This is a genomic window from Alcaligenes faecalis (assembly GCF_002443155.1).
In the GTDB taxonomy this organism is placed as follows: Bacteria; Pseudomonadota; Gammaproteobacteria; order Burkholderiales; family Burkholderiaceae_B; genus Alcaligenes; species Alcaligenes faecalis.
In genome coordinates this window covers 1,794,676-1,818,926 of sequence record NZ_CP023667.1, presented here as the reverse complement: position 1 = coordinate 1,818,926, position 24,251 = coordinate 1,794,676, and the positions used below count along the sequence as shown (strand labels likewise).

25 protein-coding genes are annotated in these 24,251 nt (G+C 54.2%); 15 read left to right on the top strand and 10 right to left on the bottom strand.

Annotation, left to right across the window (positions count from 1 at the left end; all coding sequences use genetic code 11):
- Positions 1–17: 17 nt before the first annotated feature.
- Both CPY64_RS08495 and CPY64_RS08490 read left to right on the top strand, forming a co-directional pair.
- On the top strand, positions 18–788 hold the full coding sequence (locus tag CPY64_RS08495) for a TatD family hydrolase (protein WP_042480721.1): 771 nt from the start codon (positions 18–20) through the stop codon (positions 786–788).
- A 391-nt stretch (positions 789–1,179) separates the two neighbouring features.
- Positions 1,180–2,034 (top strand): ankyrin repeat domain-containing protein, encoded by an 855-nt coding sequence (locus tag CPY64_RS08490; RefSeq protein WP_042480719.1) that lies wholly within the window; start codon positions 1,180–1,182, stop codon positions 2,032–2,034.
- A gap of 163 nt (positions 2,035–2,197) precedes the next feature.
- Here the strand turns inward: CPY64_RS08490 and CPY64_RS08485 are convergent, their stop codons facing one another.
- The 3 genes from CPY64_RS08485 to CPY64_RS08475 form a co-directional block, all read right to left on the bottom strand.
- Positions 2,198–3,037, bottom strand: coding sequence for a DUF2789 family protein (locus CPY64_RS08485; protein WP_080723680.1), 840 nt, complete (start codon positions 3,035–3,037; stop codon positions 2,198–2,200).
- Positions 3,038–3,204: 167 nt separating this feature from the next.
- Entirely contained in the window at positions 3,205–3,996 is a 792-nt protein-coding gene (locus CPY64_RS08480; RefSeq protein ID WP_042480716.1) for an RsiV family protein, read from the bottom strand.
- A 12-nt stretch (positions 3,997–4,008) separates the two neighbouring features.
- Complete coding sequence (locus CPY64_RS08475) at positions 4,009–4,707, bottom strand: glutathione binding-like protein (RefSeq protein WP_042480713.1); 699 nt, start codon at positions 4,705–4,707, stop codon at positions 4,009–4,011.
- A 122-nt stretch (positions 4,708–4,829) separates the two neighbouring features.
- Between CPY64_RS08475 and arsC the strand changes: the two genes are divergently transcribed.
- Positions 4,830–5,174 carry an arsenate reductase (glutaredoxin) gene (gene arsC / locus CPY64_RS08470; RefSeq protein WP_042480710.1) on the top strand — a complete coding sequence of 115 codons (345 nt, stop codon included), beginning with the start codon at positions 4,830–4,832 and terminating at the stop codon, positions 5,172–5,174.
- A gap of 31 nt (positions 5,175–5,205) precedes the next feature.
- Here arsC and CPY64_RS08465 read toward each other — a convergent pair whose 3' ends face one another.
- From CPY64_RS08465 to CPY64_RS08455, 3 genes are read right to left on the bottom strand one after another with little or no spacing between them, the layout of a single operon-like run.
- Entirely contained in the window at positions 5,206–5,778 is a 573-nt protein-coding gene (locus CPY64_RS08465; protein WP_042480708.1) for a YceI family protein, read from the bottom strand.
- A gap of 53 nt (positions 5,779–5,831) precedes the next feature.
- Entirely contained in the window at positions 5,832–6,395 is a 564-nt protein-coding gene (locus CPY64_RS08460) for a YceI family protein (protein WP_042480704.1), read from the bottom strand.
- A complete protein-coding gene (locus CPY64_RS08455; RefSeq protein ID WP_042480703.1) occupies positions 6,392–6,961 on the bottom strand; it encodes a cytochrome b in 570 nt (189 codons plus the stop codon). The genes CPY64_RS08460 and CPY64_RS08455 overlap by 4 nt, the downstream gene beginning before the upstream one ends.
- Positions 6,962–7,176: 215 nt before the next feature.
- Here CPY64_RS08455 and CPY64_RS08450 point away from each other — a divergent pair, with 215 nt between their 5' ends.
- From CPY64_RS08450 to pap, 7 genes are all read left to right on the top strand, one after another.
- Positions 7,177–7,761, top strand: coding sequence for a hypothetical protein (locus CPY64_RS08450; RefSeq protein WP_042480700.1), 585 nt, complete (start codon positions 7,177–7,179; stop codon positions 7,759–7,761).
- 53 nt (positions 7,762–7,814) lie between these two features.
- The gene (locus tag CPY64_RS08445) at positions 7,815–8,348 is read left to right on the top strand and encodes a ClbS/DfsB family four-helix bundle protein (RefSeq protein ID WP_269780401.1); all 534 of its coding nucleotides are present in this window, start codon (positions 7,815–7,817) and stop codon (positions 8,346–8,348) included.
- A gap of 73 nt (positions 8,349–8,421) precedes the next feature.
- A complete protein-coding gene (locus CPY64_RS08440; RefSeq protein WP_042480696.1) occupies positions 8,422–9,546 on the top strand; it encodes a site-specific integrase in 1,125 nt (374 codons plus the stop codon).
- Positions 9,547–9,625: 79 nt separating this feature from the next.
- Positions 9,626–10,087, top strand: a complete 462-nt coding sequence (locus tag CPY64_RS08435) for a GNAT family N-acetyltransferase (protein ID WP_042480692.1) — start codon at positions 9,626–9,628, stop codon at positions 10,085–10,087.
- A 493-nt stretch (positions 10,088–10,580) separates the two neighbouring features.
- Complete coding sequence (locus CPY64_RS08430; protein WP_042480690.1) at positions 10,581–11,243, top strand: hypothetical protein; 663 nt, start codon at positions 10,581–10,583, stop codon at positions 11,241–11,243.
- A gap of 137 nt (positions 11,244–11,380) precedes the next feature.
- Positions 11,381–12,142, top strand: coding sequence for a glucose 1-dehydrogenase (locus CPY64_RS08425; RefSeq protein ID WP_042482133.1), 762 nt, complete (start codon positions 11,381–11,383; stop codon positions 12,140–12,142).
- A gap of 238 nt (positions 12,143–12,380) precedes the next feature.
- Positions 12,381–13,910: a polyphosphate:AMP phosphotransferase gene (pap, locus tag CPY64_RS08420; protein WP_042480687.1), complete on the top strand. Its 1,530-nt coding sequence runs from the start codon at positions 12,381–12,383 to the stop codon at positions 13,908–13,910.
- Between the two features lie 104 nt (positions 13,911–14,014).
- On the opposite strand, the gene CPY64_RS08415 is transcribed toward pap, so the two are convergent.
- The 4 genes from CPY64_RS08415 to CPY64_RS08400 form a co-directional block, all read right to left on the bottom strand.
- Positions 14,015–14,473: a hypothetical protein gene (locus tag CPY64_RS08415; RefSeq protein WP_042480685.1), complete on the bottom strand. Its 459-nt coding sequence runs from the start codon at positions 14,471–14,473 to the stop codon at positions 14,015–14,017.
- 18 nt (positions 14,474–14,491) lie between these two features.
- Positions 14,492–15,694, bottom strand: coding sequence for a formate-dependent phosphoribosylglycinamide formyltransferase (purT, locus tag CPY64_RS08410; RefSeq protein ID WP_042482131.1), 1,203 nt, complete (start codon positions 15,692–15,694; stop codon positions 14,492–14,494).
- Positions 15,695–15,850: 156 nt separating this feature from the next.
- Positions 15,851–17,449, bottom strand: a complete 1,599-nt coding sequence (locus CPY64_RS08405) for a multicopper oxidase family protein (protein ID WP_042480682.1) — start codon at positions 17,447–17,449, stop codon at positions 15,851–15,853.
- A gap of 727 nt (positions 17,450–18,176) precedes the next feature.
- Positions 18,177–19,244 (bottom strand): DNA-binding protein, encoded by a 1,068-nt coding sequence (locus CPY64_RS08400; protein WP_042480679.1) that lies wholly within the window; start codon positions 19,242–19,244, stop codon positions 18,177–18,179.
- Between the two features lie 189 nt (positions 19,245–19,433).
- On the opposite strand from CPY64_RS08400, the gene CPY64_RS08395 reads away from it, so the two are divergent.
- From CPY64_RS08395 to CPY64_RS08375, 5 genes are all read left to right on the top strand, one after another.
- Positions 19,434–20,633, top strand: a complete 1,200-nt coding sequence (locus CPY64_RS08395) for a tyrosine-type recombinase/integrase (RefSeq protein ID WP_052362862.1) — start codon at positions 19,434–19,436, stop codon at positions 20,631–20,633.
- A gap of 152 nt (positions 20,634–20,785) precedes the next feature.
- The gene (locus tag CPY64_RS08390; RefSeq protein ID WP_042482127.1) at positions 20,786–21,718 is read left to right on the top strand and encodes a LysR family transcriptional regulator; all 933 of its coding nucleotides are present in this window, start codon (positions 20,786–20,788) and stop codon (positions 21,716–21,718) included.
- 103 nt (positions 21,719–21,821) lie between these two features.
- Positions 21,822–22,499, top strand: a complete 678-nt coding sequence (locus tag CPY64_RS08385) for a DsbA family oxidoreductase (RefSeq protein WP_042480675.1) — start codon at positions 21,822–21,824, stop codon at positions 22,497–22,499.
- A 105-nt stretch (positions 22,500–22,604) separates the two neighbouring features.
- The gene (locus CPY64_RS08380; protein ID WP_372407007.1) at positions 22,605–23,573 is read left to right on the top strand and encodes a cyclase family protein; all 969 of its coding nucleotides are present in this window, start codon (positions 22,605–22,607) and stop codon (positions 23,571–23,573) included.
- A gap of 176 nt (positions 23,574–23,749) precedes the next feature.
- Positions 23,750–24,190: a YtoQ family protein gene (locus CPY64_RS08375; protein WP_042480670.1), complete on the top strand. Its 441-nt coding sequence runs from the start codon at positions 23,750–23,752 to the stop codon at positions 24,188–24,190.
- Positions 24,191–24,251 lie beyond the last annotated feature (61 nt).

Genomic DNA, 24,251 nt, shown 5'->3' with positions numbered 1-24,251 from the left:
AAAAGTACCCTCTAATCATGTTTGTTGATTCGCATTGCCATCTTAATTTCCCCGAGCTTGCTGAAAATCTGGACGACATCCTGGACAGGATGCGCCAGAACCAGGTGGGCTGTGCGCTGGTGGTCAGCGTGGATATGGACGACTGGCCCGGTTTGATGAACCTGGTGCGTCCTCACGGCCATCTGTTTGCCTCGGTGGGTGTGCATCCGGATTACGAGAAAGTCACCGAGCCGACGGTCGAGGAACTGCTCAAGCATGCTCAAGACCCTAAAGTTGTGGCGATTGGGGAGACCGGTCTGGACTATTACCGCTTGCAAGAGCCTCTGGATTGGCAGCGTGCGCGTTTCCGTACCCATATCCGTGCCAGCCGTGAATCGGGCCTGCCCTTGATTATCCACACCCGCTCGGCCAGTGAAGACACGATTGCCATCATGCGCGAAGAGCAGGCGCAGATTGCCGGGGGCGTGATGCACTGTTTCACGGAAACCTGGGAAGTGGCACAAGCGGCGTTGGATCTGAATTTTTATATTTCTTTTTCCGGGATTGTGACCTTCAAGAACGCGATTCAGCTGCAAGAGGTGGCACAGCGAGTGCCGCTGGATCGCTTGCTGATCGAAACAGACTCGCCGTTTTTGGCTCCTGTACCGTATCGTGGCAAAACCAATAATCCTTCCCTGGTCATTCATGTGGCCGAGAAGATTGCGGAGCTTCGTGGGATCTCAGTTAAGGAAGTAGAAGAGGCCAGCACGGAGAATTTCTTCAGATTATTCAGTAAGGTACAGCTTTAAGTTAATTTCATTTAGAGGTTTTTGTGAAGCTGTAGAGTCCGTCTTAGTTCGGATTCAGTACCTTGTAAAAAAGCAATTTAAAGTTAATTTATTGCTTTAAGATTTCTATCTAATTGTTTGATTTTAGACATAAAAATAGAAATTTACGTAATTTTTTTCGTCTTTTGGTTCAGGTGAAAACTGGCTTTAAAAGGCTAATTTGTATTAATAATCAAGAGTTTATTGATTGTTCTTGAAGTTGTTTATAGCTAAATGTTGCCGTCTTGATTACGGAAGAGCAACGCTTGAAGCAGCAGCCATTTGTACTTTCATAACCTGATAAAGTACTTTATGAAAAGGATTTAATAACATGATTTTTAAAAGAAAAATACCTAATAAAACCATCCTTTCCATGATGCTTCCACTGGCCTTGCTCTTGTCAGCCCCCGTGTCGGCGCAGGAACAGGAGCTGGAAAGCCGGAACTGGTATTTGGCGCTGGAAAATGATCGTTCCAATATCATCGAGCAGGAGTTCATCAAAGGGGCGAACCCCAATGCGGTGGACTCCAAGGGCAATCCCTCTTTGATGCTGGCGATCCGCAACAAGTCCTGGAAAGTGGTGGACACCTTGCTGGCCAATCGCCAAACCAATGTGAATATCGAGAACGAGACCCGCGAGACCCCCATGATGTATCTGGCGCTGATGGGGGAAACCGCTCGTTTGCGTGATCTGCAAGCGCGAGGTGGCCAAGTGAATCGGGTGGGCTGGTCGCCTTTGCACTATGCCGCCTCCAAAGGGCACGAGGAGACGGTACGCTATCTGCTGTCTCAGAAAGCGATTGTGAATGCGCCTGCACCTGATGGGACCAGTCCCTTGATGATGGCTGCCTTGTCGGGCAAACGGGCTGTAGTCGATGTGTTATTGGCAGCGGGTGCGGATCCGAGTATGCAAAATGCCCAAGGTTTGAGTCCGGCAGACTGGGCTCGTTCGGCGAATCATGAACAATTGGCCAGCTACCTGGATCAGGCCGTCGCACGCAAAGCAGCCTCTGCGCCTGCTGCAGCGGGGACTTATTCAGGGGGAGCGGTACAGACATACGGCGTACCAGAGCGGGTCGAACAGCCCGATCTGAATCGGGTGCAAACGGTGACGGTAGAACCAGAACCCGCTCCTGCAGCGGATAGCTCAAGCTCCAAGCCCGCTTCGTCGGGCAGTACCAGTCGTTATTTTGACCTGGACCGTTTCGACAAGCCTGTACAGCCTTGATCCGTGACAGGATGGAAAAAGGAGCCTTGAAGGCTCCTTTTTTGTTGCTGCGGTCCTGAGGGTGTGTAGTGATACGGGCTTCCTACGACATAACCCCACTTATCGGCTCAGGTTGTCGCAGCCCTATAGGCAAAGTCCTATAAGCTTTTTGAGCTGTTGCTGCTTAATTAGCTTTTTCTTGCGCCTTGGCCATATGCGAAGCATGCACAAAGGTCTGGAAGCCCTGGAGGTAGTTGCTCAGCATTTTCTGAATATTCTCATCTTGCAGCTTGCCTTCCGCATCAAAGGAGTTCTGCGCGCGAGACACCAGCAAAGAGCCGCCGCTGTACAGGGACACACCCAGCATTTTCAGCGTAGGCAACCAGGCTGCTTGGGAGGAAATCGTGCCAAAGCCACCCATGGAGGCACCGATCAGCCCCGTAATGCGGCCCGAGAAGATGGCTTTCATGTCCGTGCGGGATAACCAGTCGATCCCGTTTTTAAACACACCAGGGACGCCGTTGTTGTATTCCGGGGTGACCAGCAGCAGGGCGTCGGCGTTCAGGATCTTTTCCTTCAAGCTCAGCACGGCTTCTGGAATGCCGTCCTTGCTCTCGATATCGCCGTCATACAAGGGAATCCCATGCAGGGTAGCCACATCAATGGCCATGCCTTGGGGGGCCAGGGCTTGAGCGGCATGTGCCAGAGCGGTGTTGAAGGAGTTTTGACGCAGGCTGCCCGACAGGGCCAGAACGCGGCAAGGGCCGGACAGGTTCAGCACGCCTGTTGTTTGACGCAGGGCTTCACTTAACTGGTCAATGATCTGGATCCACTCTGGAGAGTCCTGCAGTCGTTTTTCCCGAATGAACTCGGCCTGCGACGCGTTCCAGAAGGGAGCGTCGGCCAGCAGGACGTCATTGGGCAAAGGGCGGTGTTTTTCCAGAAAGCTGGCAATCGCCTCGGGGGTGTTGGGCAGACCCAGTTGAGCAAACAGGTCGTGAAAGCGGAACAAGTTATCAGACATGATGGTATGGGAGCTTGAAAGAGGGGGGAATCGGACGCTAAGGACAGGCTCGGTTCCGGCTTGCCAGGGCTCAAGATTCCGGGCTTTACCTAGCGTACAAAAAATACTGTGTTTATTAACAGGCAGCCCGAAACGCGCTGCCTGTGTGCTTTATATGAGCCGAACGTTTAATTGGCGGGCAGGTAGTCAGGACGCAGAATACCGCGCAGTTCCGAATAAGGCAGCAGCAACTCGGGTTGACCGAACGAATAGGGGGCGACCTCGTAAGGGTTGTATTTCACCAATAGACCCTGATCGGTCAGAGCCACATTCTGGGCAGGCTGGAAGGGCCACATTCTGTCCCAGCCTGCGCGGTCTTCCCGCGCTTCACTCAGGCTGGAAACCCAGTTGTTATGGGCTTGGCGAACCAGCTCCTGAAACGGCCGAATTTTGCCGGGAGCAATAATGCGATCCAGAGGCAGGGCGGTCTTGAGGCGATTGTCCCAGTTGATGAACTGGGTGGCGGTAATGCCATGCGCGGCACCGGTCATGTAAATGCCCGAGCTCAGTTCTACAACGGTCAGATCCCGGTTGCGGTAACGCGTACGGGCAGACAAATGCACTTCGTCGCGATTATTGGCGGTAGCCCAATAGTAGTTCTCGAATTCCTTCAGGCCACGGTAGCCAGGATGGCGATCTGTGATGACCGTCATATGTGCCAGGCTTTCATCAACCAAGCGGGTCAGTTCGGAATTGCCGGGGAAAATCAGGGACTTCACCTCCAGGCGAGGGCATTCACCGGTACAGCCCGGTTTGACGTGCTTGTAGTCCAGAGGCTGCGTGAACACACCATCTTTTTCAGTCTGATCCTGGGTTTGCGTCGGAATCAGGGAAATATTGCTGGGCGTGCTGGAACACGCAGACAGAGCCATGGCTGTCAGGCCAATAAGCAGCAGCTGATAGGGGCGCTGTAAGGTCATGGGATCGTAGTCCTATCGGATAGTTTTGGAATCTTGGCCAAAGAGGATTTGACGGGCCTTGTCGTCATGCGCAGGCGAGCCAGGATTGATCTGTTCGACCAGGGCATAGGCGCGCCGGGTCGCCGGGCGCTCGCCAATACGCTGGAACCAGCGCTTCAAATGCGGGAAATCGTCCAGGTTCTGGCTTTGGCGCTGATGGGAGACAATCCAGGGGTAGCTGGCCATATCGGCAATGGAGTAGTCCCCGGCAATAAAGTCGCGCTGTTCCAGGTGCTTGTTCAGCACACCGTAGAGGCGGCCTGTCTCACGCACATAGCGATCGATGGCGTACTCGATTTTTACGGGCGCATAGACGTTGAAGTGGTGATTCTGACCCGCCATGGGGCCCAAACCCCCCATTTGCCAGTACAGCCACTGCAAGGTTTCGGTGCGGACTCGCAAGTCGGCAGACAGGAACTGGCCGGTTTTTTCTGCCAGGTATTGCAGAATGGCACCGGACTCGAACAGGGAGATAGGCTCGCCGCCGTCTTGCGGGGCCTGATCGACAATGGCGGGAATGCGGTTATTGGGGGCGATGCGCAGGAACTCGGGTTTGAATTGATCGCCCTGGCCAATATTGATGGGGTGGATGGTGTAAGGCAGACCGGACTCTTCCAGAAACATCGTGATTTTATGTCCGTTGGGAGTGGTCCAGTAATACAGGTCGATCATGTGTTCTCCTGGCTAAGTGAAGACGCTGGCCTGTCTGCAGCAAGCTACCCAGATGACGTATCCGGCGGCGCTGGGCTACTATTGTTCGCCTGAATACGGTTTATAGGAAGTCAAAGACTGTCATGAGCAAAATCTATCATAATCCGCGCTGCAGTACTTCACGTAATGCCCTGGCCATGATGCGTGAAAAAGGTCTGGAACCCGAGATCATCGAATACCTGAAAACGCCTTTGTCGCGCAGTGAACTCAAAGCGCTGATTGCGGACACGGGCTTGACCGTACGTGAGGCCATGCGCAGCAAAGAAGCCATCTACAGCGAGCTGAATCTGGGCAATCCTGATCTGAGCGACGAGGACTTGCTGGCTGCCATCGAGACCAACCCCATTTTGTTGAACCGTCCTATCGTGGTGACAGAAAAAGGGACGCGTCTGGCGCGTCCCCTGGAAGTGGTTCAGGAAATCCTGTAATCAGACTTCCTGTGTAGCGAGAGGCTCGCTATTACTGGGCAATGGCTTCCAATGCGATGCGGATGGTGACTTCATCACCCACGTAAGGCACGTTGGCAGCCATGCCAAACTCGCTGCGCTTGATCTCGATCTTGCCATCCGCGCCCAGAGCGGGTTTGTTCATCATGGGATGCTTGGGCATGGTCAGGAAGGACTCGATGGTCATGGTCACGGGCTTGGTAACACCCTTGATGGTCAGATCGCCCTTGGCGGACACAGGCTTGTCACCGTCGAACTGAATGTCCTTGGACACAAAAGTCGCTTCGGGGAACTGCTCTGTGTTGAAGTGATCCTTGCCCTGGATGTGTTCGTTGAACAGCGGAAAGCCGGTGCTGACCGAACGGGTGTCAACTTTCATGTCGATGCTGCCGGTCTTGGCTTCCTGGTCCAGGGTCACGGTGCCCTGGGCCTTGTCAAAGCGCTGGCTTTGCGTGCTCAGGCCCAAGTGCTTGTAGCTGAAGTGCACAAAGGTGTGGCTGGGTTCAACCTGATAGGTCACCGGCGCTGCCTGAGCGGCAAAAGCAAACAGAAAACTGGCGGACAGGGCAATCACTGGCTTGATCATGAGGGTGTAATCCTTGTAATGCAGGTAGGGAGAGGGGGCGCTGATGCGTGTGCTTACTTCGCATCAATCTTGAAGTTGACGGTGATCTCGTTGGCCACGATGTCGTAAGTGGACCAGGAGCCTTCACCGATAGAAAAATCGCCACGCTTGATTTCAAAGGCACCGCTAAAGGTCGCTTTGTCGCCTTCGGGAGCCATGGTCGCCATGACAGTCACTGGCTGTTCACGGCCTTTGATCTGCAGCGTGCCTTGCACTTCATATTGCTGGGCGCTGACGGCACGGAAACTCTTGGAGCTGAAAACGGCCTGCGGATGTGCGTCAATGTCGAACCAACGTACGTCCTGCAATTCGTCATCGGCTTCTTCCGAGCCGGTATCAACGCTATCCAGTGCCACTTTCAACACCACCTTGGACTGATCCAGGGCTTCGGGGTTGAAGTTCAGCTCGCCTTCAAATTTGCGGAATTGACCATCCAGCTTCACGCCCATTTGGGAATATTGAAAGCCGATTTCGCTATTTTGGGTGTCCAGGGTTTGGTAGTTCTTGGCGTTGGCCGCCAGGCTGGCGCTCAGGCCCAGAGAGCCGATCAACAGGGACACGAAGACAGATTTTTTCATGATTTGGCTTTGCCTAAAGTAAAGGTGATGCGGCGTAGCAAGCCGTCACGGTCGATGAACTGATGCTTCAAGGCCGCCAGAATGTGCAGGCTGACCATGGTAATCAGGGCGTAATTCAAAAAGATGTGGACTTGGACCAGCAGCTCGCCCAAAGGTTTATCTTTGGAAACCAGATCGGGCAGGGGGATCACGCCAAACCACACCGTCTGGAAACCTTTGGCCGAACTCATCAACCAGCCCGTCAGGGGGATGCCAATCATCAGCAGGTACAAAGCGGCATGACCACAGTGGGCCAGAGTCCGGCTGAAAGACGACATGCCGGCGGGCAGAGCAGGGGGGCGGTTCAACAAACGCCAGAGCAGGCGCAGGATCACCAGTACCAGCAGGGAAATACCGGCCCATTTGTGCCAGGAATAGACTTGCAGTTTCAGCGGGGACAGGGGCAAGGTTTTCATGGTGTAGCCCACGGTCACCAAGGCGGTCAGGGCCAGGGCCATCAGCCAATGCAAGATGCGTGCTACGAGGGTGTAGCGTGGAGTGGCAACTGGAACGGGGGTGATGCTCATTGATAATGCCTTTCATTTACGAAGCCAAGAAACTTTAACCTGTTTGTAAGCATCGTAAAAGACCAGATTTTGCAATGCAGTAATGCAATATTGAGGGGTATGGGACTTTTAGCGTGCCAGCCCACTATTTTCTTGTCTTCTTGTGACAAGGCTTTTAGTGCGCCATGGGGGCGGGCTAAACTCGTTCTTTCAGCACGCAAGCAAGGGAAGTATTTATGTGGAAAACAGCGTTGGTCGTCGTGGTTGCCGGTATGTTGGCAGGGTGCCAGGACTCTAAAAAGGCCAATGAGGACAATTTCAGCAGTGCGATCCAAAGCTACCTGGATTCCCGAGATGGTTTGTGTGTAGGCGTGCCCGGACGTGTGTATCCCTATCAGGCTGAGCATGATTCGCCCTTGATCGTTGAAGATCGGGCTCGTCTGGCTGCCTTGGCCAAGGTGGGTTTACTGCGTCAGGTAGGAAAAGAAGATGCGCCGCGCTACGAGCTGGATGCCAATGCGGACACGTATTTGCGTCGCTCCAGCTCCGAGCAGTCCCAAGGCGAGCATGATGCATTTTGTACAGGCCGCCTGGTTCTGGACCGCATCAGCTACTTTACAGAACCGGCCAGCGCGGGCGGGTTTACGGTCAGTCAGGTGAGCTATGTCTATCATCTGGCCGATGCGGCGGGCTGGATCAAGGATAGTGCGGTTCAGGATACTTACGAGGATCTGCGTGCGTTGACGGCCCAGGAAGTAGAGGGGCAGGCAAGAATGATTCTGACCAATAAGGGCTGGGTTCATCAGAACCTTTATCGTTAAGTGATGCCACACGGCTGCATGAAAAAGGTGGGGCAGTACGGTGTGGTTCGGTCTTGAGCAAGAAGAGCAATCATATGGCTGTGCCTCAAAACAAACACGATTTATTAGTGGCCATTTGCAGCAATTATCAAAAGTTGGCTGCAGATCTGGCTACTGTTCCTGTTACGCGTGCTCGTGAAAAAGACCTGGAAGGTCATGCCAAGGGGACGCAAATGAGTGTGGCTGATCTGGTCGCTTATTTGATCGGATGGAACGAACTGGTTTTGAAGTGGAGCCAGGGCAAGGCCAAAGGTTTGCCGGTAGATTTCCCGGAAACCGGTTTTAAATGGAACGAGCTCGGGCGTCTGGCACAGAAGTTCTATGCCGACTTTGCCAATGTGTCGTACTCGGACTTATTAAATCGCCTGGAGGAGGCGCAAGCTCGTATTGTTGCCTTGGTCGAGCAAAGTACAGATGATGCTCTGTATGGAGCGCCTTGGTACAAGAAGTATTCTCAAGGACGCATGATTCAGTTCAATACGGCCTCACCTTATGCGAATGCTCGGATCCGACTGCGGAAATGGAAGAAAATACATTCCATTGTCTGATAAGACGAAGTTGCATCAATCCACTGTAAAGTTCTATTATAAAAATGCAATTAACGGAAAAGACAAAGATACAATGAAAAAACGGTCTACAAGAGAAGAAGGGCAGTTTGACCTGCCCATTTTGGGCTCGCAGGCCGCCGATATCTCGGCGGAGGCCTTGTTTGACACGTGGTTGCAGCATCAACGCCCGCCCATGGCGCCCAGCACGCAGCGGGTTTATCGCACCTTGTGGCGACGCTTCTTGCAGGCGCTGCAAGATCACAAAAAGCAGTACACCCAGATCAAACCCGTGGATATCCGGGATTTTTTGAGCAATCTAGACGAGGTGCGCCGGCCGCAGCGCGAGCGCTATCAACAAGTCATTGCCCGTGCTTATGAAGAGCTCTGCCGCCAGGATGGCCGCTCGGAAAACCCCGCACTGGCCCCCGCCATCAATGATCCTTTCAAGGAAAGCTGGCGTCAGGCGCCCGACAACCAGACCACTCAGTTTCTTTCCGTAGATCAATGCCTTGCCACGATCAAGGCCCTGCGCTCCCGGTTGCAAGTCCTGGAGTTGGCCAGTGATATGACCATTGCTGCCCGCTGGCGTGAATATCGGGATATGACGATTGTGGCCGTGATGCTGGGCACAGGCTTGCGCCCGGTGGAGTTGGGGCAGTTGCACCCTTGCGCGGTAGGCGTAGCCAAATGCACTGCAGAGTCTTCAGAAACAGACGACTCAGATCACGAGGAGACAGCTCTTTGGCGTGATGGCACTCTTTTGCTCAGGCTTGCTGGCGCGGCAAAACGCGACGTTGTTGTGCCTGTCTGGTGCGAAAGCATTTTGCGTAGCTGGTTGATCTTTAGCGGAGCCGAAGATGCTTCCGCTTGGGTAAAAGACAGCCGGGTCTTTCCTGGTAGCCGTCAGATCAGCGCTGCGCGTCCCCAGGCACAGATGAATCCTGCCACGCTGGCTCGTATCGTCAGCAAATGGGGGATCAAGCAGATGGATCTGTTGATGACGCCACAGCGTTTGCGTAATACTTTTGGTGCAGGTTTGATCGAGCGTGGTTTTTCTCTGCCAGAAATCGAGGAAATCATGGGCTACGCTCCCGGTGCTGCCAGCGCCTGGCGCCTGCAAGCTTCCTGGCTGGCCTGGTTGGACGCACAGAAAACGCCTGATAAGTCAGCAATTACAGACAATACGCAGCCGGAATGAAGGGCTAGTCACGGATTGGTCAGCTCCAGGAGGCATAATTTCAGATCCATTTCGTCTATTTCTTGATGAGGAGTTTGAATTGACGTCTACCCCTGTTTTTCGTCGTGCTGTAGCAGCAGATCTGGAAGCGATCGTGGCCATGTTGGCCGACGATATTTTGGGCCAAGAGCGTGAAAATACCAGTCTGCCCCTGGCGCAGTCCTATCTGGATGCCTTTGCAGCGATAGAAGCGGATCCAAACCAGTATCTGGCCGTTGTAGAGCTGAATGGCGCTGTGGTCGGAACCTTGCAGATCAGCTATATGCCCGGCTTGTCGCATCAAGGTGCCTGGCGTGGGGAAATTGAGTCCGTACGCATCGCCAGCTCGGCGCGTGGCTCCGGATTGGGCCGTTTGATGATTCTGTGGGCGGTCGAGCAATGCCGTCAGCGTCAATGCCGCATTGTGCAGCTGACCTCGGATAGGGCTAGAACGGATGCTCATCGGTTTTATGAGCAACTGGGTTTCACGGCCAGTCACAAGGGTTTCAAGCTTACTCTGTAAGACGGGCTTCTCTTGAGTAATCAGCCCTGACGCGGTGCAAACAATAACTATAAAAAGCCGCATAGGCTGAATGCTGTGCTCTGTGCTCTGTGCTCTGTGCTTTTGGAACCCCTCTGTCGAACATTGAATGCGGCAGGAGCATTATTGATAAACGCTATGCGATTCCATTGATCGAATACGGATCACATTTTTCTGCTGCTAAAGCGGCTATGTTTGCAGATGAGTCTGGATTGGAAATCTGTAAAGATTGTTTCTTCTCTGAAAGTGAAAGGGTGAAATTAATACGCTTGCTGATAGATTAAAGTTGGTTCCTTAACTGACTGATTGTATGGGATAAATAATTTTAGTTAGTCGCCTTGATTGGTTGACGGTTTTTACCTGGTCACTATATCTTTGCCTGTGGTGTTTATTTGGTTTTATTAATAATTAAAAAAATATAAAAATCGGGGGCTATTAATCTTGTATTGGATATCCTTGATAGGGAGATATTGAGATGACCGTTAAAGCGAAAATAACGAGTATTGCCATACAGCCAGGGCCCACATGCGTATTTCTTGGCTACAAATCCTCTGGTATTACTGCCAAGAATCTGAATCACCGAGAAATCATAAAATCTTATCCCGAAGGGAAAAAAGACGATTGGGCCGGGCTTTATATCGCCGAAGACCGGGCTACCGCGGAAGGTTATCTGCCGGATTCCCTACCTGAAAACGGTACGGGCGATGCCTATATCAACCTGATCTATATTGAAGCGTCTACCGTTAACAATTTTGACGGCAAGGGCAGAAAAACCCAGTTCGTTGACATTACGGGCAGCGAAATAGCGGATCTTAATGTTCCACAAAAAGAAAAAGCCAGGCTGGTCAGGAAAGCATTGAGCGACATAGGGATTCAAATCCCTGAGAGCAAACCGCTGATTGAGACGCTGGGATTACAGGGGTATCTCTATCGGGGACCGCATACGAGCACAGAACTGGAAATCATCGTTCCCTTCAACTTTATCAACGCCAAGCTCGCTATCTCTTTAGCCAATTTGCAGTCTTTTAAATTCAAGGGTCATTTGCCGGTCGGTAATCCCGTACTGAATCCGGCGCTTGGCATCACCAACCCGGATACTCCCATGAATACGAGACAGGCTTTGTCCCTGGCACCTTGAGGCAGACAGGTCGGAATTGCTCCGACCTTTATACGCAATGACTTTGGATGGGGGCCGGAGCCGATGCGCATCGGTTTTACGTCCAACCTGGTTTTTCGCCTTATCATGCCTTCAAACAGTACGTTGGAGATAGGCAAATGGGTTTGGCGTCAGATTATCCAGTTATTTTGATTACCGGCGGGAGTCGTGGCATAGGAGCAGCGACAGCGCGCCTGGCCGCACAACAGGGCTACAACGTTGTTCTTAGCTATGTTGCACGCGAATCAGATGCCTTGGCGGTGGTCACTGCAGTAGAGGCGGCAGGTCGGCAAGCTCTTGCTGTCAAGGCAGATTGCGCAGACCCTGAGCAGATAAGCCGGCTGTTTGAGCAGATCGACCAAAGGTTTGGGCGGATAGACGTCCTGGTGAATAACGCAGGCGTGTTGTTTCAGCAGTCTCGTCTGGAGGATCTCAGCTTCGAGCGCATGCAGCGCACTTTTGCGGTCAACACGATTGGTCCCATGCTGTGTGCGCAACACGCGGCCAAACGCATGGCTTATTGCCATGGTGGGCGAGGCGGCTCTGTGGTCAATGTTTCCTCGATAGCGGCCAAGCTTGGCAGTCCGAACGAATACGTGGATTACGCCGCTTCAAAAGGAGCATTGGAGACCTTCACAACGGGCTTTGCTAAAGAGGTCGCTCGGGAAGGGATTCGTGTGAATTGCGTTCGGCCTGGCCATATTTATACCGAGATGCACGCCAGCGGTGGCGAGCCGGACCGCGTGGATCGCTTGAAGGACAGCATTCCGATGGGACGTGGCGGGCAAGCAGAGGAAGTGGCGCGTGCAATTTTATGGCTAGCCAGCTCTGAGGCGTCCTTTGTGACTGGGACATTCCTGGACGCAACAGGCGGTAAGTAGTCATTGGGAGGGATCAAGGTACAAGGCCTGGGAATATGCCAGGCTGGATCTTTATAAACATCGCATAATGTATATTATGTAAAGTCACTGAATAATCGATTTTACTATCTGCCCACAAGAACGCCTTTCTACCTCTATTCTGGCTGCACTCTTCTTGCAGATTATTTTTCCTCCAAGGTAGTTAAGTTTTCCCTCGCATGGTTATATTGACGGGCTATATGAACCGGAGCGAAACACCATGGGCCATGTATTACAGTTTGCCGAACGCGATCCCAGCTTGAGTGATGAACAGGCCAAACCACAGATAGAAATGCTGCGCGAAGCGCTGTTGATGAAGCAATACGAGCGCCTGCAGAAAGCAGATCAGACGCTGCTGATCGTGGTAGCTGGGATGGACGGCGTGGGTAAAGGCTCTGCTATCAACACCTTGAATACTTGGCTGGACCCTCGTCACGTCCATACCTTGGCTTTTGGCAAGTTAAGTGAAGAAGAAGCCATGCGCCCTTTGATGTGGCGTTATTGGAATAGCCTGCCTGCTCGTGGTCAGACGGGTTTGGTGTTCGGCTCCTGGTACGCCCCTTTGATGAAAGAACTAGGCCGCAAAGAACCCGATCCAGCCAAGATCGCGCTGTATACCCACCTGATCAATCGTTTTGAGGCGCAGTTGGCCTATCAGGGCGTGCAGGTTTTGAAATTGTGGTTCCATCTTTCCGCCCAGGCGCAGTTGAACCGATGCGCCACCTTGTTGGCTGATCCCAATACCGCCTGGCGTGTCAGCAAGGCCGACCTGAAAGTTCACAAGCAGTTCAAGCACTTGCGCAATGCGGCTACGCAAACCATTAATCTGACTCACAGAAATTACGCCCCTTGGGTCGTGATCCCCAGTGCGGATCAGAATTTGCGGGATGTATCGTTGGCGAAAGTGGTTCTGCAAGCCATGGACAAGCCAATCGTGCCGCGACAGGTCAAGGAGCCCCATGCGTTCCCGTTCCGTTTGAATGTGCCGACCGCCACCTTGCAGTCCCCTCCTCCTGTTGAGCCCGTGCTGGATTACGATGCAGAGCTTTTGCATTGGCAGGGTCGTTTGTCCAGCGCGGTACGCAGCAAAGCCTTCCGCAAGCATTCTTTGGTGCTGGTTTTTGAGGGACGTGATGCAGCGGGTAAAGGCGGTACGATTCGCCGTTTGACCGAAGCCCTGGATGTACGCACTTACGACATCCACCCTATTTCTGCCCCTAATGCTGTGGAGCTGGCGCGTCCTTATTTATGGCGCTTCTGGCGCAAATTGCCGCGTCTGGGGGAAATATCCATTTTTGATCGCTCCTGGTACGGCCGTGTGTTGGTGGAGCGCGTGGAGAAACTGATCTCCCGCGCTGCCTGGCAGCGCTCTTACGAGGAAATTAACGAATTTGAGGCGCAGTTGCTGGCCAATGGCACGGCGGTGATCAAATTCTGGCTGGATATTGATAAGGACGAACAGCTAAAGCGCTTTAAAGCTCGTGAGGAAACGCCCTTCAAGGCGTACAAGATTACGGAGGATGATTGGCGTAATCGGGAGAAATGGACGGCCTATCAACGTGCGGCTGAGGAGATGTTTGCCCAGACCGATACCCACATGGCGCCTTGGCATATTGTGCCCAGCAAGGACAAAAAGGCGGCGCGTATTCAGGTGCTGCGTAAGGTGGTCGAAACGCTGGAGTCCCTGGATGAGCACATGATCAGCCTGAATGAGCCGGCCTTGTCTGATCAGGTCAGTGAGCAGGTATAAGGCTGCAAGTGGTTTTTACCGGCAAGGCTTTGTTGCGTACTGTATAAGGAAGCGACGGCTTTACTTCTGTTGAACGTATTGTCTGCTTGTAGAGACGACGAGCCTTATAAATCCTGCCGCGCTGCCAGACTAAGTATCTTGTGCCAACGTTTGGCTTCTGCAGCATGGGCAGGCTGAATGTCCCAGCTTTGCGCCGGGTTACGCAAAGTCAGTCTCAATCCCCTGCTCTGCAACTCGACCGCTTCTATATCCGCAAAAATAAACCCGCGTGTCCCCTGCCCGGTTTGAATCTGGCCGCGTTTTTGCAAGGCATCCAGGCGTATCGCGCCATCGGGTAAAGCCAGTTCCAGAATGCGCTGGCCTTGTTGTTTTTTGCCGTGGATGGCCAGATAACGGCGTCGCCATACGATAAAGGGAGCCACCAGAATGGCCGCCGCGATCAGCAGGCTCAAAATAGCGGCGATGACCCCGGCACTGGCGCTGACCAGAGTAAAGAGCTGCATTCCACCATACACAAGCGCCGCAATAATCCCTATGAACAGCAGGACGACGATGATGGGCATGGTGGAAAACTCCTTGTTTTAGCGGGCTTGGACTTTTACGGTGGCAGCAGCTTGGCGAGCGTTGGCGCGGGCTGTTTCCAGATCAGCGTCTGCTGCCAGGGCGACACCCATGCGGCGCCTTTCAAAACTCTCGGGTTTGCCGAACAGACGGATATCGGTTTGCGGGATGCGCAAGGCTTCGGCCACATTCAGAAAGTCCACGTCTTGTGCGTCTACACCGCCGTAAATCACGGCGCTGGCGCCGGGCATGCGCAAGGCAGTATTCACAGGCAGGCCCAGAATGGCGCGTGCGTGCAACTCAAATTCGGACTGCCATTGAGTAGCCATGGTGACCATGCCAGTGTCGTGTGGACGGGGGCTGACTTCGCTGAACCAGACCTCATCGCCCTTCACGAACAGTTCTACGCCAAACAAGCCCTGGCCGCCCAGGTTCTGGGTAACGGCTTGGGCAATATCGCGCGCGCTTTGCAGGGCTTTGGGGCTCATGGGCTGGGGTTGCCAGCTTTCCACGTAGTCGCCATCCACCTGCTTGTGACCGATAGGGTCGCAGAACTGGGTTTCGATCTGTCCGTCTGCGCCGATGGCACGGACGGTCAACAAGGTGATCTCGTAGTCGAAGTCGATAAAGCCTTCCACAATGACGCGGCATTGGCTGACACGGCCACCGGCCATGGCGTAGTCCCAGGCTTTGGCGACATCATCAGGGCCGCTGATTTTGCTTTGGCCTTTGCCCGAGCTGCTCATCAAGGGTTTGACCACGCAGGGGTAGCCAATCTTGCCGTCGATAGCGGCTTGCAGTTCCTCCAGCGATTCGCAGAACTGGTAAGGGCTGGTGGGAACGCCCAGGGTCTCGGCGGCCAGGCGGCGAATGCCTTCGCGGTCCATGGTCAGGCGAGCGGCCCGGGCGGTTGGTATGACGCGCACCTTGCCTTGGGTTTCCAGCTCTTCCAGCACGCCGGTAGCAATAGCTTCAATCTCGGGCACGACCAGGGTGGGCTTTTCCTGTTCGATCAGGGCGCGCAGTTGCTCGGCGTCGCTCATGGTGATGGTGCGCGAATGATGGGCCACTTGCTGGCCGGGTGCGTTCTCGTAGCGGTCTACCGCGATGGTTTCTACCCCCAGGCGTTGCAGCGCAATCAGCACTTCCTTGCCCAGCTCTCCCGAGCCCAAGAGCATGATTTTGTCCGACGACGACGATAAAGGGGTGCCCAACAGGCTCATGGCGCGTGCTCCGCTGAAAATGAGAAATTCAAAAGCAGTATTGTAATGCAGGCGACGTCGGGTTTTTTTCAAGCAGGACTGCTTTGTCCGCCCTGCTGGCATACCAGCCAGCAGGGCGGACTTTCTCAAGACTTCAGCCTGAAAGGCGGACGATCCTTATTCCACCATTAGCTGCGCCATCATGCCCAGGTCTTCATGTTCCAGAATGTGGCAGTGGAACATGCGCAGGCCCGGCAAGTCCTGGCGGAATGCAAGGCGAACGGTCTCGTTGGGACGCAGATTGACGGTATCTCGCCAGGCGCGGAACGTCTCGGCAACAGATCTGCTACCGGTTTGGCGCTCCAGAACCTGAAACTGCGTTCCGTGCAGATGGAATGGGTGATCCATATGGGAGTCGTTGATGACATCCCAGTATTGCCACTCTCCGGTCCGGCATCGCAGGTCTATGCGCTCCATGTCGTAGACCTGATTGTTGATGCGGAACATGGAGCGCATGGCCGCCATGCCGGGCATCATGGTTTCCTGGTTCATTCCCCCCATGCCCTGATGGTTCATACCCGACGAGCTCTCCATGGCTGGCCCGTGCCCAGACTGCATGGACATGTCATGATTCATGGGCATGACTTCGCTGAACACCACTTTTGCGGTACTGGCGGCAGCAGGAATCGCCGGAATTGTCCGTAGTTGCTTGGGCAGGTCGATTTCCTGATGGCGGATTGTCAGTCCCGCCAGGGCGAAGGTTTCGGGCTTTTCCTTGACCATCATTTTTTGCCTGTCGTAGTACAGCGCTTGCAAGGTGCTATTCAGGTCTTTTTCCGCCTGAATAAAGAACTCCACTCGTTCGGCAGGCGCCAATAGGATCGAGTTGGCGGCGGGCAAGGGTTGCTCCAGCAGGCCGCCATCCGTGCCGACTTGAATCAGCTGGGCGCCGGGGATGTGCAGCCTTAAATAACGGGCAGAACAGGAGTTCCAGACTCGGATGCGTTCTGCGGTGCTGGTCTGGATCAGTGGCTGGCGTTGACCATTCAGCAGTACGAATTGCCCTTCCCTGCCATTCATCCAGTCCGGACCAGTGTTGGCCGGGATATGACCGTTGATATCCAGTCGCAAATCACTGATGGCCCAGTGTTGCTCTGTGTATTCCTTCAACGGGTCTTTGGGAGAACGAACAATAATGGTTCCGCCCAGCCCATGAGCGACCTGCTCGCTACTTTTCCCGTGAGGGTGCGGGTGATACCAGTAAGTACCGGCACAGCCTTCGGGCAAGGTAAAGCGGTAGTAGCGGCTTTGTCCCGGCAAAACGGCATCTTGCGGGTTACCGTCCTGATCAGAGGGAACGGGCAAGCCGTGCCAGTGAATCGTAGTGGCTTGATCCAGCTGGTTTTCAAATTCGATTTCGACGTGATCGCCTTCATACAGTTCGATCAGCGGGCCGGGAGCTTGGCCGTTGTATAACCAAAGCTCGGTCATTTTGCCATCTGCGAGTACACGTTGGTGGGCGGCTGCAGTAATTTTCGCCTGAAACAGCCCTTTTTTCTGACTACTGTTTTTCAGCACTGGCAGAGCTTGCAGTGCCTGTCCCGCCGGCATTTTTTGTAGGGGCATCAAGCCTTGCCGAGCCATCATGCCGTGGCCGGACATATCTCCCGACATGGAACTGTGGTGGCCCATCATGCCTTGTGCCCATGTTCTCATGGGCAGGCTGCTCAAGAGGCTGGCACCTAAGGTCAGTTTGAAAAAGTCGCGTCGTTTCATGGGTTTATCCCTATTAATCATCAATACACATGCGCCGCCCGAACCTGGTGAGTACAGGCTTTGGAAGCTTGGGGCGGCCGTTAAGACGAGATGATCAGGACGAGCGCGGAGGTGGCTGGGCGGGGCCAATCAGCCGGGAGATGTAGTTTTGATGCAGGGGAACGGGAGGGAACGCGGGCTGTAATGTGACCGTTTCAGGTGGTGAGGCCTGCGTTGCCAGGCAAGCGCAGCAGCCACCTTTCAGCGGAGTGCTGCAATGGTTGGGAGCGCTATGGTGCGACTGCCCCGACGAGGCGTGGTGCCCCTGAACGGTGCTGTGATCTGTATGTGGAGTTGTAGCGTGCGCGGCAAAGCTTGTGGCCAGCCCCATGCTGGCGAACAAAACAAGCAGGCCGACCAATAAAAGCCAGCCTATCGTTTTGCGAGATGAAATGGGTGCGTTCAGCATGGCCAAAAGCTTAGCACGAGACTTCTGTGCATCGTTTGCGCAAAAACAGACCGTTGCACGCAGTGGTTCATTCATGAGGGCACTAGAAGCAGGAGGACGAAAAGACTTAAGGCATGAGGGGAACGATGAACTGCCCTTGCCTTCGGTTCGGCGGGCTGTTCATCAGAGTAGAGGATCAGCTTTGTCTGATTTTTGGTTGAGTTCCCGCTACATTTGCCGCGATCCATTTAGGTGATTGAAAGCACATCAAGCTAGCCGTCTTGCCTATTGTTATAGGTTTTATTGCTCAGGATCGCTCTTGATCAACCGTCGCTTCAAGCGCACGGGTCGTACGGGCTGAGTTTGAGCCTGTTCCAGCTCCTGACTGAGCTGCTGGGCTTTCTTGCGTGCCTCTTCATTCTCCCGCTCCAGCAAGGCAGTACGTGTGCGCAGCATTTGCAGCTGCCCCTGCATTTCTTTGGACAAACTGTGGCTGATATCCAGGGCCGCTTGTATGGCCCGCCGTTCGCCCTGCTCCTGTCCCAACTCCTGACGCAGTTTCTGCAGTTGATCCTGTTGTTTGTTCAGCTCTTGTTCGTGAGCCTGACGCTGGGTTTTGTTTGCTTGCTCGGCCTCTTCTATTTGCTGACGCAGTCGCGTCTGAATGGAACGCTCCTTGTCGATCTCCAACAATGCACGGCGCTCGTTGGCCTGGGCGCGTTCTTCAGTCAGTTCAATGGCTTTTTGCAGACGTTCCAAATCCTGGGTGAACTGTTCACCTTGGCGGCGCAGCTCTTGTTGAACCAGCTGCTTTTCAGTTTCCAGCTCGTTTTGGCGTTGTTTGGCGTGCAGCAAGTCTTGTTTTAAAGCTGCTTGCTCCTGACCGGCTGTCTGCAGTGCTTCTTTCAGCTGTTCTATAGTGGCTTGGGCGTTCTTCAAGGCCCCCTGCTCTACTTCCAGCTCCTGTTGGGCTTCCCGATTTTGGGCTTGAGCCTGGGCGACGCGCTCATCAGCCTGGGTCTGGTAATGCAGCATCTGCTGTTTTGACTGCCCAATCGCTTCTTGCCAGAGACGGCCCAGCAGATCCCCTGTCAGGGTTTGCAGCTCTTCGGGCATGTCAGCCACATCCAGCCGAACCCGGCTTTTGTCCCGCAAATCTTCCCAGAACGTCTGTAGTGCCTGAGCAGGAGCGCTCATGCTGCCTTTACGCACCAATTGGTACAGCTTGTTGGCCGTAGGCGTGACGCCATAGCGAAAAAACAGGAGCGCAGCCACTTCTTTGTACAAGGTCTGCGTATGGCTGAAGCGATCACGCAATTGGGCAACATCGGCCAGGATTTGGCTCTCGTTTGGCTGGCTTTGCTCCATTTTTTCACCTCGGTTGATCATTTAATTAATAATACAACGTAATATATAAAATTATCAACAAATCGGATTCTATAATTTGACATTATCTCTATAATGTCAAATATCTAGCCTTTAACAGGCCGGATTGCTCAGGGATGGGTTTGAAAGCCCTTCCCTGCTCTCTTAACGCCTCCGTTTTTCTGCCTAAGCATGGAAATAAGTAAAACTTCGCCTTCAACAGATCTGGGATCGGACGATATTGCGCAATTGCTGGCCCGTTTTGATGGGCGGCAAGGAGCAAACCGTTCTCTCGGAGGACGGGCGCAGATTGAGGCGCAAACAGATATAGAGGCGCTGCGAGCCTGGTTGGCACGCTATATAGATAGCCCGCGTACCTACGCGAACTATCGCAAGGAGGCGGAGCGGCTTTTGTTATGGGCGGTATTGGAGCGTCGCAAGGACCTGTCCTCGCTTAGCCTGGAAGACATACTGGCTTATCGTTTGTTTCTGGCAGACCCCCAACCTGCCCATCGTTGGGTGGTTCAAGGGCGCTCCCGCCCTGCCCGCCACCATGCGGCGTGGCGGCCCTTTGCCGGGCCTCTGTCTGAAAGCAGCCGAAATCAGGCTTTATTGATCCTGAACTCTTTATTTAGCTGGTTGGTGCAGGCGGGGTATTTGGCGGGCAATCCTTTGGCTTTGTCCCATCAAGGCCGCCGTCAAAAGAAAACCACCGCCCCCCAGCAACGGTATTTGAGCCGACTGCAATGGCGCTGGGTGCAGGATTACATCCAGGCTTTGCCCGAAGATACGCAGAGCGAGTTGCGCTATAAAGCCCGTGTGCGTTGGCTCTTCTCTATTCTTTATGGTGGTGCTCTGCGTATTTCTGAACTGGTTCAGGCTCGCATGGCCGATGTTCAGGAACGTGTCGATGCGGGAGAGACAGCCCAGTGGTGGTTGCACATTCACGGCAAAGGCGACAAATGGCGTCGTGTGCCTTTGACGCAAGAACTGTTTGGCGAACTGATGCGCTATCGGCAGGCGCATGGTCTGGAGGGCGCCCCGCAGGCGTTGGAGCCGTACCCCTTATTGATGTCGGCCGGTGCCAGCGACAAGCACCTGACGCGAGCCATGGCGCATGTGCTGGTCAAACAGGTTTTTCAGGGCAGTGCTGACCGCTTGCGGGATTTGCATCCGGACCAGGAGTCTCAGGCCCGGATTCTTGAGCAGGCTTCGGCACACTGGCTGCGCCACTCGGCAGGCTCTCACTTGGCTGACCAAGGGGTGGATTTACGTATCATCCGTGACACCCTGGGCCATGAGTCCATCGCCACGACCAATATTTATCTGCATGCCGATGATGACCAACGTCACCAGGCCCTGGAGCAGTCCCATAGCCTGGGCTGGAAATAAGGGCTTCCATCTTATCCGAGGCAGGAAAATCAGGTGTTAAGCGCCAGCAGCAATGCGGTAGGATACGACTCCTGACGTGGCGGCGCGCCAGATCCAAGGAGCACGTCCCACCCAAGCCCTGCTATAGATGATTGTTTGAGCACCTATCCTTTATGGACACATTTAATGTCATGCGCACTTTCCGGCGCATTGTGGAGTTGGGCGGCTTGGCCAAGGCCGCCGAGGACCTGGGGATATCGGCAGCTGGCTTGAGCAAGCAATTGCGGAGTCTGGAGGCGCATCTGGACACGATCTTGATCCAGCGCACCACGCGCAGCATGAGTCTGACGGAAACCGGCCGCAGTTACTATGCCGAATGCTGTCGATTACTGGATGAGCTGGACGCCTTGGAGCGCTCGGTCAAACAACAATCCCAACGCGTAGCGGGTACCTTGCGCGTCAATGCGCCCCTGTCCTTTGCGCTTAGCGTTCTGTCGCCCTTGATTACGGATTTTCTGCGCAAGTACCCGGACCTGAAGCTGGAGCTAGTCATGGAAGACCGGATTGTGGACACGGTTGCGCATGGTTTTGATGTGTCGGTGCGTTTGCGTACCAGCCTGGATGATTCCACCCTGATTGCCCGTCGTCTGGCCACCATCGAGCAAAAGCTTTGCGCGGCCCCTGCTTATCTGAAGCTCCATGGTCAACCCCAGACTTTGCAGGATTTACGGCATCACCAAATGATCAGCTACAGCCTGGCGCATACCCAAGGCATTGTTTTTGATAGTGATATAGACAGCGCCCCTAACACGCCGGCTCCCGGCAGCACGGCATTGCTGTTTTCAGGCGAACATAGTCAGGTGAATAACAGCCTGATGCTGCGCGACTTTCTGATTGCAGGTTTGGGGATCGGTGCCCTGCCTTCTTTTCTGGCAGATCCGGCCATTGCCAGCGGGCAGTTGCAACGCGTTTTGCCCGAGTTCGTGAATGAGCCACGGCATATTTATGCCGTGTATCCGACCAACCGACACCTGCAACCCAAGGTCAAAGCCTTCGTGGATTATCTGGCCGCCCAACTGCCCAATGCCATGTCCAAAGCCCGGTAAACAGGCCTTTCTGAACCCAGAGTAAAAACAGTCTGCACCGCCACGTGCTTATTCTCCGCTCCGGGGAACGCTATTGTGATGACCATCTTACAAGGACATCACAATGCACGATCAACCATACCCTGGCACGACTCAACCGCTGGTCTCCCCCTTAATTATTGATTTCTTCCATGATGCCGTCTGCGGATGGTGTTATGTCATGTCGCCACGTCTGCGGCAAGTGGCTGCTGACCTGGGTATCCAGGTCCGCCATCATACCTTTGTTCTGCAAGACAGCCGTGAGCAAATGCTGCGCGCCTTCGGTTCCATGGAGCGCGCCAAACGTGAAATCCTGGGGCATTGGGCCGCCTGCGCTCAACACGACGATACCCAGTCCATCAATATCGAGGGCATGCAGGCACAGAACTTCGAGTATCCCCACGGAATGCTGTCCGCCCTGGCTTGCCAGGCAGCCTGTCTGCTGGCTGGTGAGCAAGGTCATTGGGACTACTTTGATGCCGTGCAGCGCGCGCATCTGGCAGAAAGCCGCAATATCGGCGATATGGACACCCTGCTGGCGATTGCCGTGGCTCAAGGTTTTGATGGTGAAGCCTTTCTGAGCGCCATGGATAGCGATATTGCTCATCAGCGGGTTCAAGCCGATCGCACTCAAGCTGCCAGGCTGGGTATCCAGTCCATTCCCACCGTCCTGGTGTCCTCGCGTGAGACAGGCCAGGAGCTGGCTCGCTTGCAGACCCAGCCTGCCGACATGCTCAAAAGCCGTTTGCTCGCCTTGCTGTAAACGCGGCTCTCCCCTCTTTCTTACTTACGTTCCCTATAAGGACATCCCATGTCGATTCGTTTCTCTCACCGTCTTCTCGGTTTATTGTTGGTTGGCGCAAGCAGCATGAGCGTCTCCCTGGCTCATTCCACTCATCAAGCGAATAACCCCCCGCCTCTTGGTACTCAGGAAGTAGGCATCAGCCCCTGGGGCCCGGATGATGAAATTGGTCGCCTGAACCTGATTACCCCTGCGTCGCGAGCCGCCATTCTGTCCCGCCTGGATGGCAGCAAGGTCTATGACCTGGCGACCGACTACTACCTGGGCATGCCCAGCTGGCAGGATGCGGGTGACCCGCACTATCAGTTCTGGATGACTCACACCCCCCGTGGCACTGAGGTGGATGATCCGATGGGTGTTGGCAAGGACATGAACGCGGTGCGTAGCTATACGGGCACGGCCTTTTCCATGTACAGCCATACGGGGACACATATTGATGCCCTGAATCACTTCGGAATTCATGGAAAGATCTGGAATGGCTTCAAGGCTGATGAGCATCTGGGTGACCGTGGCTGGAACCGCACGGGTATCGAAAAATTCCCGCCCTTGATTGCCCGTGGTGTCTTGATTGATGTGGCCGCCGCCAAAGGTGTAGACATGCTGCCTGACCAGTATCGCATCACGCGTCAGGATTTGAAGGATGCCCTGGCCCGTCAAAAAACGGTGCTGAAAGAAGGTGATATTGTCCTGATCCGTACCGGTCGCATGAAGCTCTTCAATGATCCCAAAGCCTACATGAATGCGCCTCCCGGCATGGGCCTGGATGCTGCTCGCTACCTGGTGGAAGAAGGCGGCGCCATGATTGTGGGTGCGGACAACTTGAGCTTTGAAACCTTCCCTTCCGAAGTGCCCGACGACTACGTGCCTTTGCACACGTACCTGCTGGCACAACAAGGTGCACCGATTATCGAGCTGATTGCGCTGGATGAATTGTCCAAGGACAAGGTCTATGAGTTTGCCTTTATTGGTGGCCCGCTCAAGATCCGTGGTGGTGATGCCGCTCCCTTGCGCCCTGTCGCCATCCCGATTCGCTAATCAAGGGCCGCATTCAAAGGAACGGCTCGCCTGCCCGACATCCCGAATGTGTTTGCAAATAAGGGCTATCGCGTTTGTCTGCTGTTAGACAGCGCTCAATATGCTACTGTTGGACGGGTTTGAATGCGCCGGGCGCCTGTTGAAGAGGCGTCCGGCTTTTCTTTATGGAGTGCGTAATGACTTACACCGTTTATCTGTCCGGCGAAATTCACACGGATTGGCGCGAGCAGATTGCTCAAGGTGCAAAGGCCGCTGGATTGGAGATCACCTTTACCAGCCCTGTCACCGATCACGATGCCAGCGATGCTGCAGGCGATCACCTGGGGCCGGCCAGCGAAGGTTTTTGGCGTGATCACAAATCCTCCAAAATCAATGCCATCCGTACCAGAACCTTGATTGAGCAAGCGGATCTGGTCGTGGTGCGCTTTGGGGACAAGTACAAGCAGTGGAATGCTGCTTTTGATGCCGGCTTCTGTGCCGCCTTGGGCAAACCCTACGTGACCTTGCATGCCGAGGACATCATCCACCCATTGAAAGAAGTGGATGCCAGTGCGCAGGCCTGGGCGACCACACCCGAGCAAATCGTCGAGATTTTGCGCTATACGCTGAAAGCCTGAGCGATAAAACGGAATCCTGAGTGTGGCGATGTTGCTTTGCTCGATAAAAATGCCGTCCATC

Excerpts from the sequence above, each read along its gene's own strand:
- CPY64_RS08495 (WP_042480721.1), top strand. The coding sequence starts at position 18 with ATGTTTGTTGATTCGCATTGCCATCTTAATTTCCCCGAGCTTGCTGAA.
- CPY64_RS08490 (WP_042480719.1), top strand. The coding sequence starts at position 1,180 with ATGATGCTTCCACTGGCCTTGCTCTTGTCAGCCCCCGTGTCGGCGCAG.
- CPY64_RS08485 (WP_080723680.1), bottom strand. The coding sequence starts at position 3,037 with ATGTCTGATAACTTGTTCCGCTTTCACGACCTGTTTGCTCAACTGGGT.
- CPY64_RS08480 (WP_042480716.1), bottom strand. The coding sequence starts at position 3,996 with ATGACCTTACAGCGCCCCTATCAGCTGCTGCTTATTGGCCTGACAGCC.
- CPY64_RS08475 (WP_042480713.1), bottom strand. The coding sequence starts at position 4,707 with ATGATCGACCTGTATTACTGGACCACTCCCAACGGACATAAAATCACG.
- arsC (WP_042480710.1), top strand. The coding sequence starts at position 4,830 with ATGAGCAAAATCTATCATAATCCGCGCTGCAGTACTTCACGTAATGCC.
- CPY64_RS08465 (WP_042480708.1), bottom strand. The coding sequence starts at position 5,778 with ATGATCAAGCCAGTGATTGCCCTGTCCGCCAGTTTTCTGTTTGCTTTT.
- CPY64_RS08460 (WP_042480704.1), bottom strand. The coding sequence starts at position 6,395 with ATGAAAAAATCTGTCTTCGTGTCCCTGTTGATCGGCTCTCTGGGCCTG.
- CPY64_RS08455 (WP_042480703.1), bottom strand. The coding sequence starts at position 6,961 with ATGAGCATCACCCCCGTTCCAGTTGCCACTCCACGCTACACCCTCGTA.
- CPY64_RS08450 (WP_042480700.1), top strand. The coding sequence starts at position 7,177 with ATGTGGAAAACAGCGTTGGTCGTCGTGGTTGCCGGTATGTTGGCAGGG.
- CPY64_RS08440 (WP_042480696.1), top strand. The coding sequence starts at position 8,422 with ATGAAAAAACGGTCTACAAGAGAAGAAGGGCAGTTTGACCTGCCCATT.
- CPY64_RS08430 (WP_042480690.1), top strand. The coding sequence starts at position 10,581 with ATGACCGTTAAAGCGAAAATAACGAGTATTGCCATACAGCCAGGGCCC.
- CPY64_RS08425 (WP_042482133.1), top strand. The coding sequence starts at position 11,381 with ATGGGTTTGGCGTCAGATTATCCAGTTATTTTGATTACCGGCGGGAGT.
- pap (WP_042480687.1), top strand. The coding sequence starts at position 12,381 with ATGGGCCATGTATTACAGTTTGCCGAACGCGATCCCAGCTTGAGTGAT.
- CPY64_RS08415 (WP_042480685.1), bottom strand. The coding sequence starts at position 14,473 with ATGCCCATCATCGTCGTCCTGCTGTTCATAGGGATTATTGCGGCGCTT.
- purT (WP_042482131.1), bottom strand. The coding sequence starts at position 15,694 with ATGAGCCTGTTGGGCACCCCTTTATCGTCGTCGTCGGACAAAATCATG.
- CPY64_RS08405 (WP_042480682.1), bottom strand. The coding sequence starts at position 17,449 with ATGAAACGACGCGACTTTTTCAAACTGACCTTAGGTGCCAGCCTCTTG.
- CPY64_RS08400 (WP_042480679.1), bottom strand. The coding sequence starts at position 19,244 with ATGGAGCAAAGCCAGCCAAACGAGAGCCAAATCCTGGCCGATGTTGCC.
- CPY64_RS08395 (WP_052362862.1), top strand. The coding sequence starts at position 19,434 with ATGGAAATAAGTAAAACTTCGCCTTCAACAGATCTGGGATCGGACGAT.
- CPY64_RS08390 (WP_042482127.1), top strand. The coding sequence starts at position 20,786 with ATGGACACATTTAATGTCATGCGCACTTTCCGGCGCATTGTGGAGTTG.
- CPY64_RS08385 (WP_042480675.1), top strand. The coding sequence starts at position 21,822 with ATGCACGATCAACCATACCCTGGCACGACTCAACCGCTGGTCTCCCCC.
- CPY64_RS08380 (WP_372407007.1), top strand. The coding sequence starts at position 22,605 with ATGAGCGTCTCCCTGGCTCATTCCACTCATCAAGCGAATAACCCCCCG.
- CPY64_RS08375 (WP_042480670.1), top strand. The coding sequence starts at position 23,750 with ATGACTTACACCGTTTATCTGTCCGGCGAAATTCACACGGATTGGCGC.